At 73.1% G+C, this 17,200-nt stretch carries 12 protein-coding genes; 3 read left to right on the top strand and 9 right to left on the bottom strand.

The annotated features are described in order from the left end of the window. Nucleotides 1-19 precede the first annotated feature (19 nt). Together HEK131_RS03130 and HEK131_RS03125 are read right to left on the bottom strand one after the other, a co-directional pair. Nucleotides 20-736, bottom strand: a complete 717-nt coding sequence (locus HEK131_RS03130; protein WP_244333586.1) for an HNH endonuclease family protein — start codon at nucleotides 734-736, stop codon at nucleotides 20-22. A gap of 153 nt (nucleotides 737-889) precedes the next feature. Continuing rightward, nucleotides 890-1,774 (bottom strand): SCO6745 family protein, encoded by an 885-nt coding sequence (locus HEK131_RS03125; RefSeq protein ID WP_244333585.1) that lies wholly within the window; start codon nucleotides 1,772-1,774, stop codon nucleotides 890-892. Nucleotides 1,775-1,889: 115 nt separating this feature from the next. On the opposite strand from HEK131_RS03125, the gene HEK131_RS03120 reads away from it, so the two are divergent. Continuing rightward, on the top strand, nucleotides 1,890-2,483 hold the full coding sequence (locus HEK131_RS03120) for a TetR/AcrR family transcriptional regulator (protein ID WP_244333584.1): 594 nt from the start codon (nucleotides 1,890-1,892) through the stop codon (nucleotides 2,481-2,483). 67 nt (nucleotides 2,484-2,550) lie between these two features. Here the strand turns inward: HEK131_RS03120 and mfd are convergent, their stop codons facing one another. From mfd to HEK131_RS03090, 6 genes are all read right to left on the bottom strand, one after another. Continuing rightward, a complete protein-coding gene (mfd, locus tag HEK131_RS03115) occupies nucleotides 2,551-6,084 on the bottom strand; it encodes a transcription-repair coupling factor (RefSeq protein WP_244333583.1) in 3,534 nt (1,177 codons plus the stop codon). Nucleotides 6,085-6,311: 227 nt separating this feature from the next. Next, complete coding sequence (locus HEK131_RS03110) at nucleotides 6,312-8,891, bottom strand: ABC transporter permease (RefSeq protein ID WP_244333582.1); 2,580 nt, start codon at nucleotides 8,889-8,891, stop codon at nucleotides 6,312-6,314. After that, entirely contained in the window at nucleotides 8,888-9,676 is a 789-nt protein-coding gene (locus HEK131_RS03105; RefSeq protein ID WP_217462026.1) for an ABC transporter ATP-binding protein, read from the bottom strand. Before HEK131_RS03105 ends, HEK131_RS03110 begins: the two co-directional genes overlap by 4 nt. Nucleotides 9,677-10,081: 405 nt before the next feature. Next, entirely contained in the window at nucleotides 10,082-10,945 is an 864-nt protein-coding gene (locus tag HEK131_RS03100; RefSeq protein WP_244333581.1) for a cellulose-binding protein, read from the bottom strand. Nucleotides 10,946-11,128: 183 nt separating this feature from the next. Beyond that, nucleotides 11,129-13,681, bottom strand: coding sequence for an SUKH-4 family immunity protein (locus HEK131_RS03095; protein WP_244333580.1), 2,553 nt, complete (start codon nucleotides 13,679-13,681; stop codon nucleotides 11,129-11,131). 10 nt (nucleotides 13,682-13,691) lie between these two features. Beyond that, a complete protein-coding gene (locus tag HEK131_RS03090; protein ID WP_217461189.1) occupies nucleotides 13,692-14,696 on the bottom strand; it encodes an SMI1/KNR4 family protein in 1,005 nt (334 codons plus the stop codon). A 362-nt stretch (nucleotides 14,697-15,058) separates the two neighbouring features. Here HEK131_RS03090 and HEK131_RS03085 point away from each other — a divergent pair, with 362 nt between their 5' ends. Together HEK131_RS03085 and HEK131_RS03080 are read left to right on the top strand one after the other, a co-directional pair. Further along, on the top strand, nucleotides 15,059-15,574 hold the full coding sequence (locus tag HEK131_RS03085; protein ID WP_217461190.1) for a YwqJ-related putative deaminase: 516 nt from the start codon (nucleotides 15,059-15,061) through the stop codon (nucleotides 15,572-15,574). 56 nt (nucleotides 15,575-15,630) lie between these two features. Beyond that, the gene (locus HEK131_RS03080; protein ID WP_244333579.1) at nucleotides 15,631-16,164 is read left to right on the top strand and encodes an SUKH-3 domain-containing protein; all 534 of its coding nucleotides are present in this window, start codon (nucleotides 15,631-15,633) and stop codon (nucleotides 16,162-16,164) included. Here HEK131_RS03080 and HEK131_RS03075 read toward each other — a convergent pair. Beyond that, nucleotides 16,151-17,032, bottom strand: a complete 882-nt coding sequence (locus HEK131_RS03075; protein ID WP_244333578.1) for an SAM-dependent methyltransferase — start codon at nucleotides 17,030-17,032, stop codon at nucleotides 16,151-16,153. The two genes, HEK131_RS03080 and HEK131_RS03075, sit on opposite strands and share 14 nt — an antisense overlap. Nucleotides 17,033-17,200: the final 168 nt, after the last annotated feature.

Below are 17,200 nucleotides of genomic sequence, written 5' to 3'. Positions count from 1 at the left end.
CCTGGCGGGCGGCAGCCGCTCAGCGGGCCCGGAAGCGGGACGGGGCCTTGGTGGGGTTGCCGCCGGTGGGGAGCTTCTGAGCGGGGCAGCTCATGAGGATCTTCTTCATCTCGGACTTCTCCGCCGAGGTGACCCAGAGGCCGTACTTCTTCTTCACGGCGACCTGGGCGGCGACGTAGGTGCAGCGGTACTTCTTCTCCGGGGGGACCCAACTGGCGGTGTCGCCGTCGCCCTTGCCGCGGTTGGTGCTCGCGTCGACCGCCAGGAGGTTGAGGGGGTCGTTGGCGAGGGCTATGCGCTTGCTGGTGTCCCAGTACTTGGCGCCCTTCTGCCAGGCGTCCGAGAGGGCGACGACATGGTCGATGTCGACCAGGCTGCGGCCGCGCCGGTAGGTGACCGTCTTGCCGGAGTAGGGGTCGGGTTCGAGCACCCCGAAGGTGACCTTGCACTTGCCTCCGCTGAACTTCACCTCCTTCAGGTCGCGCTTGAGGATGTCGTCCCGGGTGTCGCAGGAGTTGGAGTCGGTGTCGGCCCAGGCGCTGCCGAAGCGCTCGCGGGCGTAACCGGTCTTCGGCGCGCGGCCCTTGACCTCGAGCGAGTCGGCGGCGGTCAGGGCGGCGCCGCGGGCACCGGTCTCCTCGGCGCCGGAAGACCCCTTGACCTGTTCGGTCTTGCAGCCCGTCACGGTGGTCAGCACGACCATGGCGGTGACTGCCCCGCCCCACAGACGCTTCACGGCGCCCCCCTCGTTCGCCCAGGTCCGTCCGCGGACGCGGGCGGAGAGATCCGCCCTCCACCGTAACCGCCGGGCCGCGCTTGATGGAGAGGAACCAAAGGGGCGTACAGGGTCATTCGGGGCTCTGGGCGTCTGCCGGTTCGCGCGCCTCGCTCACACCTTGCCTATCCCCAGGGTCGATTCGGAGGGCAGCAGACCGGAGGAGAGGACCGCGACCCAGTGATCGCCGAGGAGGTCGGCGAGACGGTCGGCGTCCGCGCGGCCGAGGGACTGCCATGGGGCCGCGGCCAGTCGGTCGGTGTGGTCCTCGATCCGACGACGCAGGGCGCGACCTTCCTGCGTGGCCGTACCGTCCGGCTCCACCAGGCCCCGCACGCCGAGGCGTTCACGGGCGGCCTCCCACTCCTCATCGCTCCAGCCGCGACTGCGGAAGCGCTCCACGGACGCGGCGCCTATCGCCGCGAAGGACACCAGGGACTCCACGGGATCGAGCCCGGCGACCAGCAGGGCGGCCAGGTGGCCGTCACCCCGGTGCTCGCGCAGGATCGTGGCCGCCTGCCATAGCTGGAGGTGCGGGGCCTCGGGCCAGGGCAGTTCGGCGTTGGCCGCCGCGAGGGGGCGGCCGCCGGTACCCGCGGACTCGGCCGCACGGCGGGCCAGGGCGGCGGCCTCGGCGAGGTCCGCACCGTCGACACGGTCTCCGAGGACGGCGCGATAGGCGCGGTCGATACCGCGCAGGCGGGCCGACAGCACGTCCCGGGGGCCGGCGATGTCCCACGACCGCTCCATGTGTCCGGCGACCATGCGCGGGCTGAAGCTGTAGAAGGCGGAGGCAACCCGCTCGGGGCCGACCTCACCCAACGGGGCCGCGCGAAGCGGGAAGTACGCGGGCCAGCGGTCCTCGGTGCCGTACCCGAGCGCGGCCATCTCCCGCTCGACCTCGGGTGCGTAGTAGAGCAGTGCGTGGAACGGCTCCAGCAGGTGCCAGAGCTGCCGCACGCGGGCCGTCTCCACTGCTTCCAGCGTCTTCTCGGACATGCCAGTCTCCTCCCCCGGATGCGACCGTCGGCCGGCCGCCTTCGACTTGACACTGACTAGATTGCCGAACCGGGGAGAACTTGTCAATGACTAGATTCCGCGTATTCTGGTGGGCATGAGCCCCTCGAAGTCCGCGTCCGCGGAACGGCGGTCGTACCACCACGGCGACCTGCGCCGCGCCGTGCTGTCCGCCGCGCTCGACGTCATCGCCGCCGACGGCCCCGGCGCGCTCAGCCTCCGCGACCTCGCCCGCCGGGCCGGGGTCTCGCACGCGGCGCCCGCGCACCATTTCAAGGACCGCACCGGACTGCTCACCGCGATAGCCGCCGAGGGGTTCGGGCTGCTCGCGCAGGCGGTGCGGGAGTCGTCCGGGCTGCGTGAGGCGGGTGTGCGCTACGTCCGCTTCGCCCGCGAGCACCCCGCGCACTTCCAGGTGATGTTCAGTCCGGAGCTGCTGCGCGCCGAGGACCTCGAACTGACCACGGCCCGCGCACTGGCAGCCGACGCCCTGAACCAGGCAGTCGCCGGCGTCGACCCCGGGGACCGGGGCCCCGACGCCCGGCTGGCCGGGATGGCCGCCTGGTCCCTGGCTCACGGCTACGCCACGCTGCTCCTCGGCCACAACCTCGACGGCCAGTTGGGGGAGGACGACCCGGAGGACACGTTCCGCGCGCTCACGGCGATGCTCTTCCACTCGGCGGCCGACTGACACCGGGCCCGGGCAGCGGAAAGGGCCGGGGGAACATCCGCTCCCCCGGCCCTCTGGAGCAACCGGCTCAGGACCCCAGGATCGACCCCAGGAACTCCCCTACCCAGCCCAGGAGTTCGCGGCCGACCAGCGGCTTGCCGCCGACCTTCGCCGTCTTGGGCCGCGGCACCAGCACCTGGTGCGCGGTCGCCTTGATGACCGAGCCGGGGTACAGCCGCTTCAGCCGCAGCTCCTGCGACTCGCGCAACTCCACCGGCGCGAAGCGGATGTTGTTGCCCTGGAGGACGATCTCACCGATGCCGCAGGCCCGCGCGAGCATGCGCAGACCGGCGACCAGCAGCAGGTTCTCCACCGGCTCGGGCAGCTTGCCGTAGCGGTCGGTGAGTTCCTCGCGGACGGCCTTGATGTCGTCCTCGGAGTTGGCGGAGGCGATGGACCGGTACGCCTGGAGGCGCAGCCGCTCGCCGGGCGCGTAGTCGTGCGGGACGTGCGCGTCGACCGGCAGCTCGATCTTGACCTCGAGCGGCGCTTCCTCCTCGATCTCGCCGGTCTCCAACTGGCGCCGGTAGTCGGCCACGGCCTCGCCGACCATGCGCATGTAGAGGTCGAAGCCGACGCCCGCGATGTGGCCGGACTGCTCGCCGCCGAGCAGGTTGCCCGCGCCGCGGATCTCCAGGTCCTTCATGGCCACGTACATGCCCGCGCCCATCTCGGTGTGCTGGGCGATGGTGGCGAGCCGTTCGTGCGCGGTCTCGGTGAGCGGCTTCTCCGGCGGGTACAGGAAGTAGGCGTACCCACGCTCGCGGCCACGGCCGACGCGGCCGCGGAGCTGGTGCAACTGGGAGAGGCCGAAGTTGTCGCCGCGCTCCACGATCAGGGTGTTGGCGTTGGAGATGTCGATGCCGGACTCGACGATGGTCGTGGAGACCAGGACGTCGAACTTCTTCTCCCAGAAGTCCACCACGACCTGTTCCAGGGCCTGTTCGGACATCTGGCCGTGGGCGGTGGCGATCCGCGCCTCGGGGACGATCTCGCGGAGCCGGGCGGCCGCGCGGTCGATGGACTCGACACGGTTGTGGATGTAGAAGACCTGGCCCTCGCGCAGCAGTTCGCGGCGGATGGCGGCGCCGATCTGCCGCTCCTCGTACGGGCCGACGAAGGTCAGGACCGGGTGGCGCTCCTCGGGCGGGGTGGTGATCGTGGACATCTCGCGGATGCCGGTGACCGCCATCTCCAGGGTGCGCGGGATGGGCGTGGCGGACATGGTGAGGACGTCCACGTTGGCGCGCAGCTTCTTGAGCTGCTCCTTGTGCTCGACGCCGAAGCGCTGCTCCTCGTCCACAATGACCAGGCCGAGGTCCTTGAACTTGGTCTCGGAGGAGAACAGGCGGTGGGTGCCGATGACCACGTCCACGGAGCCGTCCTTGAGCCCCTCCAGTACGGCCTTGGCCTCGGTCTCGGTCTGGAAGCGGGAGAGGGCGCGCACGTTGACCGGGAACTGCGAGTACCGGTCGGAGAACGTGCCGAAGTGCTGCTGCACCAGCAGGGTGGTCGGGACGAGCACGGCGACCTGCTTGCCGTCCTGGACGGCCTTGAAGGCGGCGCGGACCGCGATCTCGGTCTTGCCGTAGCCCACGTCGCCGCAGATCAGGCGGTCCATCGGGACCGACTTCTCCATGTCCTCCTTGACCTCGGCGATGGTGGTGAGCTGGTCCGGGGTCTCCGCGTACGGGAAGGCGTCCTCCAGCTCGCGCTGCCAGGGGGTGTCGCCGCCGAAGGCGTGGCCGGGGGCGGCCATGCGGGCGCTGTACAGCCTGATCAGGTCGGCGGCGATCTCCTTGACGGCCTTCTTGGCGCGCGCCTTGGTCTTCGTCCAGTCGGCGCCGCCGAGGCGGTGGAGGGTGGGGGCCTCGCCGCCGACGTACTTGGTGATCTGCTCCAACTGGTCGGTGGGGATGTACAGCCGGTCACCGGGCTGACCGCGCTTGGCGGGCGCGTACTCCACGACCAGGTACTCGCGGGTGGCGCCCTGGACGGTGCGCTGCACCATCTCGATGTAGCGGCCGACGCCGTGCTGCTCGTGGACGATGTAGTCGCCCGATTCGAGGGTGAGCGGGTCGATGGCCTTGCGGCGGCGGGCGGGCATACGGGCGCCCTCGCGGCCGGCGGCCTTCTGCCCGGTCAGGTCGGTCTCGGTGAGGACGGCCAGCTTGAGCGCCGCGTCCACGAAGCCGTTGTCGATCGAGCCGCAGGAGACGTGCACCACGGACGGGCTCAGCTCGGCGAGGTCGGCGTCGAGACGGGCCGCGATGCCCTCGCCGCCGAGGACCTCGACCGTGCGGGCGGCCGGGCCGTGGCCCTCGGTGACGAAGACCGTGCGCCAGCCGTCGGAGAGCCAGCCCTTGGTGTCGGCGAGCGCTCTGGCGGTGTCGCCGCGGTAGGTCTCGGGGGCGCGCATACCGAGCTTGAGGGTGTCGCCGTCGAACTCCTCGTCGGCGGCGAACGGCGAGACGGACCACCACATCATGTCCAGCTCGCGCGCGCGGTCGCGCACGTCCGCGATGGACCACAGGGAGGCCGCGCCGACGTCGATGGGCGCCTCGCCGCCGCCCGCGCTGGCCGCCCAGGACGCCTGGAGGAACTCCTGGGAGGTGGCGACGAGGTCGGAGGCGCGGGTACGGACCCGCTCCGGGTCGCACACCACGGCCATCGAGCCCTCGGGGAGCACGTCGAGGAGCAGTTCCATGTCGTCGACGAGGACCGGGGCGAGGGATTCCATGCCCTCGACCGCGATGCCCTCGGCGATCTTGCCGAGCAGTTCGCCCAGCTCGGGGTGTTCCTCGGCAAGAGCACGCGCGCGGGCGCGCACGTCGTCGGTGAGCAGCAGTTCCCGGCAGGGCGGGGCCCACAGGCCGTGCTCGGCGACTTCCAGGGAGCGCTGGTCGGCGACCTTGAAGTAGCGGATCTCCTCGACGTCGTCGCCCCAGAACTCGATGCGCAGGGGGTGTTCCTCGGTGGGCGGGAACACGTCCAGGATGCCGCCGCGTACGGCGAACTCGCCGCGCTTCTCGACGAGCTCCACGCGCGCGTACGCGGCGGCCGCGAGGGCTTCCACGATCTCGTTCAGGTCGGCGGTCTGGCCGGTCCTCAGGGAGACGGGTTCCAGGTCGCCCAGGCCCTTGACCTGCGGCTGGAGCACGGAGCGCACGGGGGCCACGACGACGGAGACGGGGCCGGTGTCGGGGTCGTCGGGGCGCGGGTGGGCCAGGCGGCGCAGGACGGCGAGGCGGCGGCCGACGGTGTCGCTGCGCGGGCTGAGGCGCTCGTGCGGCAGCGTCTCCCAGGAGGGGTACTCCACGACGCCCTCGGAGGGCAGCAGCGAGCGCAGGGCCGCGGCCAGGTCCTCGGCCTCGCGGCCGGTGGCGGTGACCGCGAGGACCGTTCGGGTGGTGCCGCGGGCCAGGGCGGCGATGGCCAGGGGGCGGGCTGCGGAGGGACCCACGAGGTCGATGTGGGGGCGGTTGCCGTCCGTGGCCGCGGTGATCGCTTCCGCGAGGGCGGGGTCCTTGACGACGGCGTCGAGCAGACCGTGCAGGCTCATGGAGGGGCTTTCCGTCCTGGGGGTGGGAACGCGAATCGCCCGACTCGTCGTACGGGCCGGGGGTCTTCCAGCCTACGACGCTGCGGTCCGGCTTGGCGGGGCTGTGGATAACCTCTGCCGCTCTGGTGCCCTGTGCCGCAGCTCGCGTACCAGGGGGCTCTACCCCCGACAGCAAAGAATGGTGCCGGGAGCCCCCAAGCCCCCGGCACCAGCCTTCTCACTGCCCCTTACTCCGTGGCGATAGCGCTCAGCACGTTCATCCGCCCCGCCCGGAACGCGGGGATCAGGGCCGCGAACAAGCCCACGAACGCCGATGCGATGAACACCGTGATGATCGTCGGCCACGGGATCTCCAGGACCGTCAGGCCCTGGAGGGCCAGCAGTTTCTGGGCCGTGGCGCCCCAGCCCATGCCCAGACCGAGGCCGAGGAGGGCGCCGAACAGGGCGATCACCACGGACTCCAGGCGGATCATGCGGCGGAGCTGCCTGCGGGAGAGGCCGATGGCGCGCATCAGGCCGATCTCGCGGGTGCGTTCGACCACCGAGAGGGCGAGGGTGTTCACCACGCCGAGGACGGCGACGATGATGGCCAGGGCCAGAAGGCCGTAGATCAGGTTGAGGAGCTGGCCGATCTGGTCCTTGAGGGCCTGCTTGTAGTCGGTCTGGTCGCGCACGGTGTACTGCGGGTAGTCGTGCAGCGCCGCCTTGAGCGACTTGTACGCGGCGTCCTGCCGGCCGTCCTTGGCGGTGGCGAAGAACAGCACGTCGAGCGGCATCTTGTCCGCGGACACGTACTTCTTCACGGTGGCGATGGAGACGTACATCGCGCCCTTGTCGATCACGACGTCGTCGCTGGTGATCGCGCGGACCGTCAGCGTGGCCGTGCGGCCGTCCTTGAAGGCGACGTCGACCTTGGAGCCGAGCTTGATGCCGTGGTCCTTGGCGAAGCCCGCGAAGACGGACATGGAGTCGGGGCCGTAGGCCTCGGCGAGGTCGCCCTGGACGGTCTCGGTGCGCAGGTCCTGGGCGTAGGAGGGGTCCGCCGCGTTGATCGTCTCGTGCTTGGAGACCTTGCCGTCCGGAGTGGTCAGCGCGGCGGGCAGGACCTTGTACTCGGTGACCCGCTCCAGATCCGGCGTGCTCTTGAGCGCGTCGACGGCCTGCGGGGTGATGACGGAGCCGTTGTCGCTCTGGACGATGAAGTCCGCGCCCACGGTCTTGTCGAGCTGGTCGGTGGCGGAGGCCACCATGGACGAGCCGACCACGGAGAGGCAGGCGACCAGGGCGAGGCCGATCATCAGGGCCGCGCCGGTCGCGCCGGTGCGGCGCGGGTTGCGCAGCGCGTTGCGCTCGGCCATGCGGCCGACCGGGCCGAAGACCCTGAGGACGATCGCGCCCAGGACGCGCACCACGCCGGAGGCGAGCAGCGGGCCGATCACCACGAAGCCGATCAGGGTCAGCACCACGCCGAGGCCCAGCCAGGCCGAGCCGGCCGTGGCCTTGTCGGCCCCGGCGGCCGCGAACAGGCCGGCCGCGCCCGCCCCGGTGAGGACCAGACCGATCACCGCGCGGATCACACCGGCCCTGGCGTCGGCCGGGGCGCCCGCGTCGCGCAGGGCGGCCATCGGGGAGACCTTGCCCGCGCGGCGGGCCGGCAGGTAGGCGGCGAGGACGGTGACGACGACGCCGAGCACCACACCGGCCACCGGGGTGGTCCAGGCGACCGTCAGGTCGTCCGTGGACAGGTGCATGCCCATCTGGCCCATGAGCTTCATCAGGCCGACGGCGATGCCGACCCCGGCGCCGACGCCGAGCAAGGAGCCGATGACGCCGAGCAGCAGGGCCTCGATCAGCACCGAGCGGTTGACCTGGCGGCGGGAGGAGCCGATGGCGCGCATCAGGCCGATCTCGCGGGTCCGCTGGGCGACCAGCATCGAGAAGGTGTTGATGATCAGGAAGATGCCGACCAGGAAGGCGATCCCGGCGAAGCCGAGCATCGCGTACCGCATGACGTCGAGGAAGCTCTTCACGTCCTGCTGGTTGGCGTCGGCCACCTCCTTGGCGGTCTGCACCTTGTAACCGGCGCCGAGGGCCCTGCTCACGTCCTGCTTGAGGCGGGCGTCGGTGATGCCCTGGGCGGCGGTGACGTTGACGTTGGTGTAGACGCCGGTGCGGCCGACCAGGGTCTGCTGGGCGGTCTTCGTGTCCAGGTAGAAGATCGCCGCGCCGGGGTTGGTGACGGTGAAGGTGGCGATGCCGGACACGCGCGCGTGGTGCGTGCCCATGGCGGTGATGACGCCGATGTCGTCGCCGAGCTTCAGGTGGTGCTTCTTCGCGGTGTCGGCGTCGACCATGATCTGGCCGGAGGCCGTGGGCGCCGCACCGGTGGTGATCTTCATGGTGCGGGCGTCGTTGCCGTTCCAGTTGCCGACGATGGTCGGCGCGCCGCTGGTGGGCGACAGCTTGTCCTTGTCGCCGTCGACCACGGTGACCGAGGTGGAGAACACCGTGCCCTCGGCCGACTTCACCCCCTGCGTCCGCTTGATCTCGTCGACCACCGCGGCGGGCAGGACGGGCGGCTTGCCGGTGTCGGAGGTGGTCTCCCCGGTGTCGGAGGCGCCCTTGGCGCTCACGGTGACGTCGGAGGACGTGGCCTGGAAGAGCTTGTCGAAGGTGGTGTTCATGGTGTCGGTGAACACCAGCGTGCCGCACACGAACGCCACCGACAGCAGGACCGCGATCGCGGAGAGCGCCATCCGGCCCTTGTGCGCGAGGAAGTTGCGCAGCGAGGTCTTCAGGACGGTCATGATGTGCGCCCCCGCGCGTCGAAGTCCTTCATGCGGTCCAGGACCTGGTCGGCCGTGGGCTTCAGCATCTCGTCCACGATCCGGCCGTCGGCCAGGTAGAGCACGCGGTCGGCGTAGGAGGCGGCGACGGGGTCGTGGGTGACCATGACGATGGTCTGGCCCAGCTCGTCCACCGAGCGGCGCAGGAAGCCGAGGACCTCGGCGCCGGCGCGCGAGTCGAGGTTTCCGGTCGGTTCGTCGCCGAAGATGATCTCCGGGCGGGCGGCGAGCGCGCGGGCCACGGCGACACGCTGCTGCTGGCCGCCGGAGAGCTGGGCGGGCCGGTGCTTGAGGCGGTCCACGAGCCCGACGGTCTCCACGACCTGGTCCAGCCACGCCTTGTCGGGCTTGCGGCCGGCGATGTCCATGGGCAGCGTGATGTTCTCGAGCGCGTTCAGCGTCGGCAGCAGGTTGAACGCCTGGAAGATGAAGCCGATCCGGTCGCGGCGCAGCCGGGTGAGCTTCTTGTCCTTCAGGCCGGTGATCTCGGTCTCGTCCAGATAGATCTGACCGCTGGTCACCGTGTCCAGACCGGCGAGGCAGTGCATCAGGGTCGACTTGCCGGAGCCCGAGGGACCCATGATCGCGGTGAACTGGCCACGGGAGATGTCCACGTCGACGTGGTCGAGGGCGACGACACGGGTCTCCCCGGCGCCGTACGCCTTCACGACCTGCCGCGCCCGCGCGGCGACGGCCGTAGGCCCTCCAGTACCCCCGTGCCTGGGAATGGTCACAGCCGATGTCACGGTATGTCTCCTATGCGGATCGATCGCGGGCGACCTGGGTCGCGGTGCGATGCGGGAAGGTGCGGGCCGGTACGTCCGTGCGCTACGCCTCGAGTCTGGCCGTGACGGGGGGTGCCGCACGCTGGTGCGGACCCCCGTCTCCAGGGGGGAAATCCCTACCCCCGAGGTTCGGTCAGCCGCCCCCCGGCGGCATAAAGCCAGACTAAGGACGGGGCATGCCCGCTCTCGTCCTCCGCGGGGACGAACCCTCCCCGAGCCCTCGTACGGAGATACCCCTAGGGGTACTCCACCGCCGGGTGGAGCCCTTCTCAGGGTCGTCTCCACCCCGGACCCGACTCAGCCTCCACCCTTACGCCGCGTCAGGGGCAACCCGCCCCCTAGGGCATCCGGTCCCCGACCCGGGCATCACCGCGCGGCGGCCCGGCTGGTCAGCGCCGTGAGCCGGTCCCGTACGCGGCTCGTCTGGGCCTGTACGTCGTCCCAGGTGTCGCTGTGCTCGCGCAGTACGCGTTCCGTCTCGCGGGCGGTGCGCTCCTCGTGGCGGCGGGCCTCGGCGAGGATCTCGGCGGCACGCGCGTGCGCCTCGTCCTGGCGGTGCCGGGCCGAAACGGACGCCTCCTCAAAGGCACTTTCGGCAGCGGCGAGTTCGGCCTCCGCGCGGGCCGTCCGCTGGGCGAGGCGGGTCTCGGCCTCGACCGACCGCTCCGACCCCGCGTGCCCGACCGCAGCGCCGCGCTCGGCGTGCTCGGCGTCCTGCTCGGCGAGGACGGCGGCACCGTGGGCCCGCGCCTCACGCAGGAGCGCGAGGGCCTGCCCGCGCAGTTCGCGCACCTCCCGCCGGGCGCCGACGCGCACGCCGTCCGCCTCGGTACGCGCCGCCAGCAGCAGCCGCCCGGCCTCCTCCTCGGCCTCGGCGCACAGCGCTCGCGCCGCCTCCCGCGCGGCACCCACCAGCCCGGCGGCCTCCTGCTCGGCCCGGTCGACCTGGTGCCGCGCCTCGTCATGGGCCCGCTCGCGCAAGCCGGCCGCCTCCTCGCGCAGCAGCCCGAACGCGTGCCGGGCACGCTCGCCCAGGGCGTCGTACTCCTGCGGAGCGAGCCCGGCGGCCGTCTCGCGCAGCCGCGCGGACTCGCCCTCCATCCGCCTGGCCAGCACGGTCAGCCGGGCCGCGCGCTCCCAGGCGGCGTCCCGGTCGCGGGACAGCACCGCCAGGTAGGCGTCGACCTGGTCGGGCCGGTAGCCGCGTGATGTCCTCGCCGTACCGCTCACCCTGGGACCCCTCTCCGCCGGACATACCCGACATGATGATTTTGCGCATATCCTGCCGGTTGGGTCATGGGTGTTCATGACGCGACACTCCGCGGACGCCGCATGGCCGGAAGCGGGCACGGAACGCCAAGGGGCCCTTCACCCGAACCGGTGAAGGGCCCCATGTTTCGACGGACGCGCTCGCTAAAGCAGCCCGTCCCACATCTGCTCCAGCAGCACCGACCACCAGCTCTCCGGCGACGCCAGCGCGGCCGGGTCCAGGGCGGCCAACTGGGCCTGGAAGTCGACGGTCCAGCGGGCCGCCTGCTCCTGGTTCAGGCCGTAGCGCAGCCGCCACATCCGGCCCAGCAGGGCCAGGCAGCGCGCGAACTCGGGGAGCCCGGAGTTGACGAACTGCGGCGGCACCGGCGCCCCGCCCGGACCGCTCTCCACCGGCACGGCCACGATGTTCGCCGTCCCGTACTGCACGCAGATCGCCTTGCCGAAGTCCGTACCCATCACCAGGTAGGACCCCGCGTCCGAGGCCGGGGCCACTCCCCGCTCGGCCGCCAGCTCCGCAAGCGTCGGCACCGGACGGCCCGGCTGGGCCTGCGCCCAGAAGAACGGGCCCATGTCCAGCGGGAGTCCCGCCACCACCAGGGTGTGCGCCACGACCGGCGGCACGCCCTGGCGGGCCACCGCCTGCTGCTCGAACCGGTACACGCCCGGCCCGAACACCGCCGCCAGCTCCTGGGCGACGCCCTCCGGCGGGACCGGCTGCGCGGGCGGCACCGGCGGCAGCGGCGCCCGCACCGGCGCGGGCCGCGCGGGACCGTCCGCCACCTGGTGCAGCTCGCCCTGATGGGCCAGCAGCTCCTGCATGCCCTCCTGCCGGCTCGCGTGATCGGTGCCGTACGGGGCGATGGACGCGATCCGCGCCTGCGGCCACTGCTCCCGGATCATCCGCGCGCAGTACGCGCCCGGCAGCTCACAGGACTCCAGCTCGGTGTGCAGCTCCAGCACCTGGTCCGGCGGCACGTTCATCGCGCGCAGCTCGTGGAAGATCTGCCACTCCGGGTGCGGGGTGCCCGGCGCCGAACGCCGGATGAGCTGCTGCTCCGAGCCGTCCTGCGCGCGGTAGCGCAACACCGCCTGGTAGCCGGGCCCCACCATGGGCTGCCCCGGCTGCGGATACCCGTAGGCGGCGGGCTGGCCCGGCATCGGCGCGGCCGGGTGAGGCATCGCGCCGGGCGGCATGGCACCGGCCGGAGGCGGCATGGCTCCCGGCGGCGGCATCGCACCGGGCGGGGGCATGGCGCCCGGCGGAGGTACGGCGCCCGCCGGGGGCATGGGCGCGCCCTGCGGCACCGGGCCCGCGTGCGGCATCGGCGCCGACGGGGGCGGCCCCGCGTGCGGCATGGGCCGCGGCGCGGCCGGGGGGCCGGGCGGCATGCCGGGTACGGGAGGCATCCCCGCCGTCGGCTGGGTGCCGGGCGCGGGGGGCGTGCCGGGGGCGGACGGCGGCGGAGGCACGCCGGGGCCGCCCACGGGGGGCTGCGACAGCACGGTCTCCGCGTGGTGCACGGCGCCGGGGGCTCCGGCGGGCCGGGGCGGGGCCGGGGTGCCCGGAGCGACCGGCGGCTGCGGCGCTCCGCCCGGCCCGGCAGGGGCGTCGGGGTTCTCGGGGCCGAGCGAGGACACCAGCCGCGTGGGTACGTAGCCCTCGGCGCCGCCGCCCCGGTGCTCGCCCGGTGTGCCGGGGACGCCTGGCGGGGGCGGGGGTGCGGCGGGGCCGCGCGGCTTGCGCGGCGGGGGCGCGGCCTTGCTGGTCGCCGCGTCGGCGATGTCACCGGCGTGCGGCGGCAGCGGCCGCGCCGGACCGGCCGGGGTGCCCTGGGCCGGGGTGCCCGCTTCGTCCACGGCGGGGGCGACCGCGGTGGACGGGAGCCGGCTGCCGCCCGACATCAGCGCCGTCTTCGCGTCCGGTTCGGCGGCGGGCGGGCGCGGGCTGCTGTCGTTCAGCGGCGGCGCGAACACCGTCGCGGGCAGCGGCACCGAACGGTCCTCGCTCCCCTCGGCGTTGGTGTCCGTACCGGCCCACGGGGTGTCTCCGGCGCCCGGCGCGTCACCCCCGGCGGCGGGCCACCCGGCCCCGCCCGACGCGGCGGCCGGCACCCCGGCCCGCGTCTCGGCGAGCCCGGACCCGGCACCCTGGACCGACCCCGGAACATCGGTCCCCGACGCGGCGGCCGGTACCCCGGCCTGCGTCCGGGCGAGCCCGGAACCGGAGTCCACGGACGACCCCTGGGCCGGGACCGGGGCCGAACCCTGGGTCGGACCGGAGTCCGTACCCTGAGCGGTCTCCGGACGCCGGTCCGGAATCCCCAGCTTGTCCGCCGCCTCCTGCAGCCACTCCGGAGGACTCAGCAGGAACGACGTCTGGTTCAGGTCCACCCGCGCGGCGGGCGGCACCGGTACCGCGTCCTCGACGTCGTCCGGGCGGCCGTACAGCTCCTCGTACCGGCGGATGACCTCGCCCACCGGCAGCGCGGGCCACAGCGTGGCCTCGCCGCTGTCCCGAGCGATCACCAGCCGCTGACCGCCCGCGTCGATACGCGGCCCGTCGGCACGGTCCTCGCCCCACACCACGAACCCGAGGTCGAACTCCCGCACCCGCACCTCACGGTGCTGGTACGCCGGGACGTCCCCGTTGATCCATTCCTCGCCGCGCTCCTGCGCGCGCGCAAACGTCACCATGACCCGGACCTCACTCCCCCGCCGGCGCCGAGGACGCCGCGGACACCGGGACGGCACGCGCGAAGCCGCCGTCCACCATCAGACTCGCCACCGTCTCCAGCTCCGGCGGATCACCGGCCAGCCGGGACAGGAACGCGTCGAAGTCGTCGCCGCAGGGCAGCAGCAGCCGCTCCACGCGCTCCGCCGCCGACCACGAGGGGTCCACGTCCCGTACGTCGTCGTACGCGCAGAACCACACCGAGCCCGCCCGCTCGCCCTTCACCTTGACCGCGACCAGACCGCCCTGCACGAAGGTGACGCCCAGGTAGTCCTTGGTCAGGTGGTCGCGCAGGCACTTGTTCACGTACACCAGGTCGTTGACCGCAGCCTCGTCCCTGACCGTGAAGAACGGCTGGTCCAGCAGCAGTCCCAGCTCGGCGTCGAGCGCGGCACCCACCGGCGCGCAGCCGCCCGCCGCCTTCAGGAACGACCGGTAGGCGCCCGGCAGCCGGTAGCCCAGGTCCTCCTCGACGGCCTGCACCTGCGACTCCGTCACCGCCACCCCCGACTTGGGGAGCGCGAAGTGCGCCGGACGCGTCTCGTTCAGCGGGCGCGTGCCGCGCTTGGCGTGGTCCACCACCGCCGTCGCCACCCCGCCGTGGTGCCGCAGCAGCGCCTTCACCTCGACCGGGATCAGCTCCAGCCGCCGCGAGCCCGCCACGTGGTGCCACGTCCAGCCGTGCGGCGTCGCCACGTCGGGCACCGTGTCCCACAGCTCGTGCCCCGACGCCGCCAGCACCGCGTTCGCCGACACGTAGTCCGTCAGCCGCAGTTCGTCGACGCCGAACCCCTCCGGGGGGTCCGCGATCTCTGCCGCCGCGCGCGCGTACGGAGCGAAGTCGGGATGACCGTGCTCGCCGATCCGCACGCCGCGCGGATGGCGGGCCGCCCGCACCGGGTCCGGGAAGTGCACGACCTGCCCGGCATAGGCCGCGTTCGGCGGCGCGGCTTCCTGCCCGAGCCGACCTGTCGTCATGGCGGTTGCCCCCTGCGGCACTCTGTACGAGCCGGCACCGCACCCTCTCCGGTACGCCCCGACCCGTATCCGACTGTCTTCAACGTCACCGACGCCTTGAGCCCGCGCCCCGGCGCGGTGCCGACAGCCTATGCGGTACGCGTACACCGGTCACCGGCCCACCGGACCCCGGCCCTCCGTCCCGCCACACCCGATCCCACTCGAACACCCCGCCGAAAGTCCGCTGTTTGTGTGACCATCCGTCACCACACGTGACGAGCAAGCCCCGCCCTGGCGTGTCGCACCGCCCCAGCTTCCGCAGCCGCCACGGCATTTGGCACTCTGTGTCCCTCGGGCGCGGGCCCAGGGGAGGGAAGACGACCATGAACACCATGCCGACCGGAGGTACCGACGTGCGGGCCGGGGATCCCCGTATCGGCTGGAGCGACACCAACGAGCCCCCGGCACCTGCCCTGCTGCAGCGCCGCGACGGCATCCTGCCCGCCGTCGCCGCCGCCCTCTCCGTACGCGGCGCCACCCTCACCGGCACCGCCGCCCGCGGCGACCAGCCCGCCCCCCTGCACCACCTCGTGCAGGACTTCCTCGACACCCTCACCAGCGGCCAGCGCGACCGCTTCACCGGACGGTGTGCCGAAACGATCCTCATCTCCCGGCACCTCACCGCCGCCGACGCCACCCGCAGCAGGCGCTCCGCCCGCCGCCCCATGACCAACGGCGAGGCCCGCAAGGCCCTCAAGCACGCCAAGCTCACCGCCCGCCGCATACGCGAGGACGGCGACCCGCTGCACGGCAGCTTCGCCACCCCCTGCCGCGCCTGCGCCGCCCTCAGCGCCCACTTCGGCGTCCGCGTCGTCGACCCGGCCACCACCGGCGACTGATCCCCGCCCCGCCGGGCCCCCGTACCAGCTCACCAGCACGACGATCGATTGGGCAGATGCACCCCGACCGCACCTCATCCCCCAGGCTCGCCGCACCTCACGGGCCGGGCGGCACCGCACCCCGGTTCCCCGGCGCGGTCGACAACGCGCTGCGCACCGCGGGCTGGCACCCCGGCCGCTGGGACATAAAGCAGGCGGAGGTCTGGGCCGACACCCTGCGCGAACACCTCTCCCCCGCCGGACACCGGCACGCCGTCTTCCCCGCCGCCGTCGAAGCCTGGGCCGAGTTCGGCGGACTGCGCGTCACCCCCACCGGCACCGGCCGCCAGATCGCCCCGGCGGCCCTCCACCTCGACCCCCTGCAGGGCCTGCACCTGGCCCGCACCCTCGGCGACCTCGGCCGCGCGCTGGGCACTGAACTCAGCCCGCTGGGCGAGGAGACCGACACCGCCGCCCTCCTCGCCATCGACACCCAGGGCCGCGTCTACACCCTCGACCACACCGGCGACTGGTACCTCGGCCCCGGCATCGACCTCGCGCTCACCGCGCTCATCGCCGGAACCCAGCCGGTCCGCCTCAGCACCGGCTGACCCCGCCCGCCTCCTTCACCGCGAACACCCAGCGGTTGGCGGCCAGCGCGTCGTCCGGCTCCGGCCGCGGCCCCCGCCCGTACCTGCGGGCATGGTCGAACGGCGTACCCACCTGGGTCCGCCAGCCCCGCGCCGCCAGATCGGCCGCGGAATCCGGACGTGGATCGCCGTCGAACAAGGCCGGCAGATCCACCCCCAGCCGCTCCCGCGTCTCGACGTACACCGGACTGTTCCGCACCGCGTCCGCCTCCGGCAGAAGCTTCACCTCGTACCCGAGCATGCTGCCGGCCGGGCTCAACCCGTCGATCACGGCGACGAGACGGCGCTCGGCCTCCGCCGGCAGATACAGCAGCAGCCCCTCCGCCAGCCACGCCGTCGGCAGCCCCGGCTCCAGCCCGGCACCGAGCAGCGCCGCCGCCCAGTCCCCCCGCAGATCCACCGGCACCGGCACCCGCCCGCACGACGGAACCGCCCCCGCCCCCGCCAGCACCCGCTCCTTGAAGCCGAGCACACCGGGCCGGTCCACCTCCCACACCGTGCTGCCCGACGGCCAGTCCAGACGGAACGCCCGCGTGTCCAGCCCCGCCCCCAGCAGCACGAACTGCCGCGTCCCCGCCCGCGCCGCCGACCGCAGCGCATCGTCCAGCACCCTCGTCCGCAGACCGAAGTACCGGCCCAGCCGCCCCCACACCGGATCGGCCTCCCCACGCGGCACCTGCTCCGGACACACCGGCCACCCGGCCGACACCGGCGCCGCGCGCACGAAACACTCCGCGTACGGATCACGGGCCAGCGCGTCCGGCCGCCGCGCCTCGATCGCCCGCGCCGCCGCGACCAGCAGCGCGGTCACCCCGACCCCCGCGTCCACTCCGAAGTCACCGGCACCGGGCCGGTCCGCCGCACCGACGGTCGCGATGATTCCTCCTCGGTCGTGGACACCCGGACACCCCGCGCAGCCCTTCGGGTTCCGCCCTCATCGTCGGACGGGCCCCCTGCCCGCCTCCCAGCCCCTCCAGCCCCCGGCCCCCGCCTCACC

Origin of the sequence: Streptomyces seoulensis (genome assembly GCF_022846655.1) — a bacterium.
Lineage (GTDB): Bacteria > Actinomycetota > Actinomycetes > Streptomycetales > Streptomycetaceae > Streptomyces.
The sequence above is the reverse complement of the archived record's forward strand: the minus strand, read 5'-3'. Positions and strand labels throughout refer to the sequence as shown.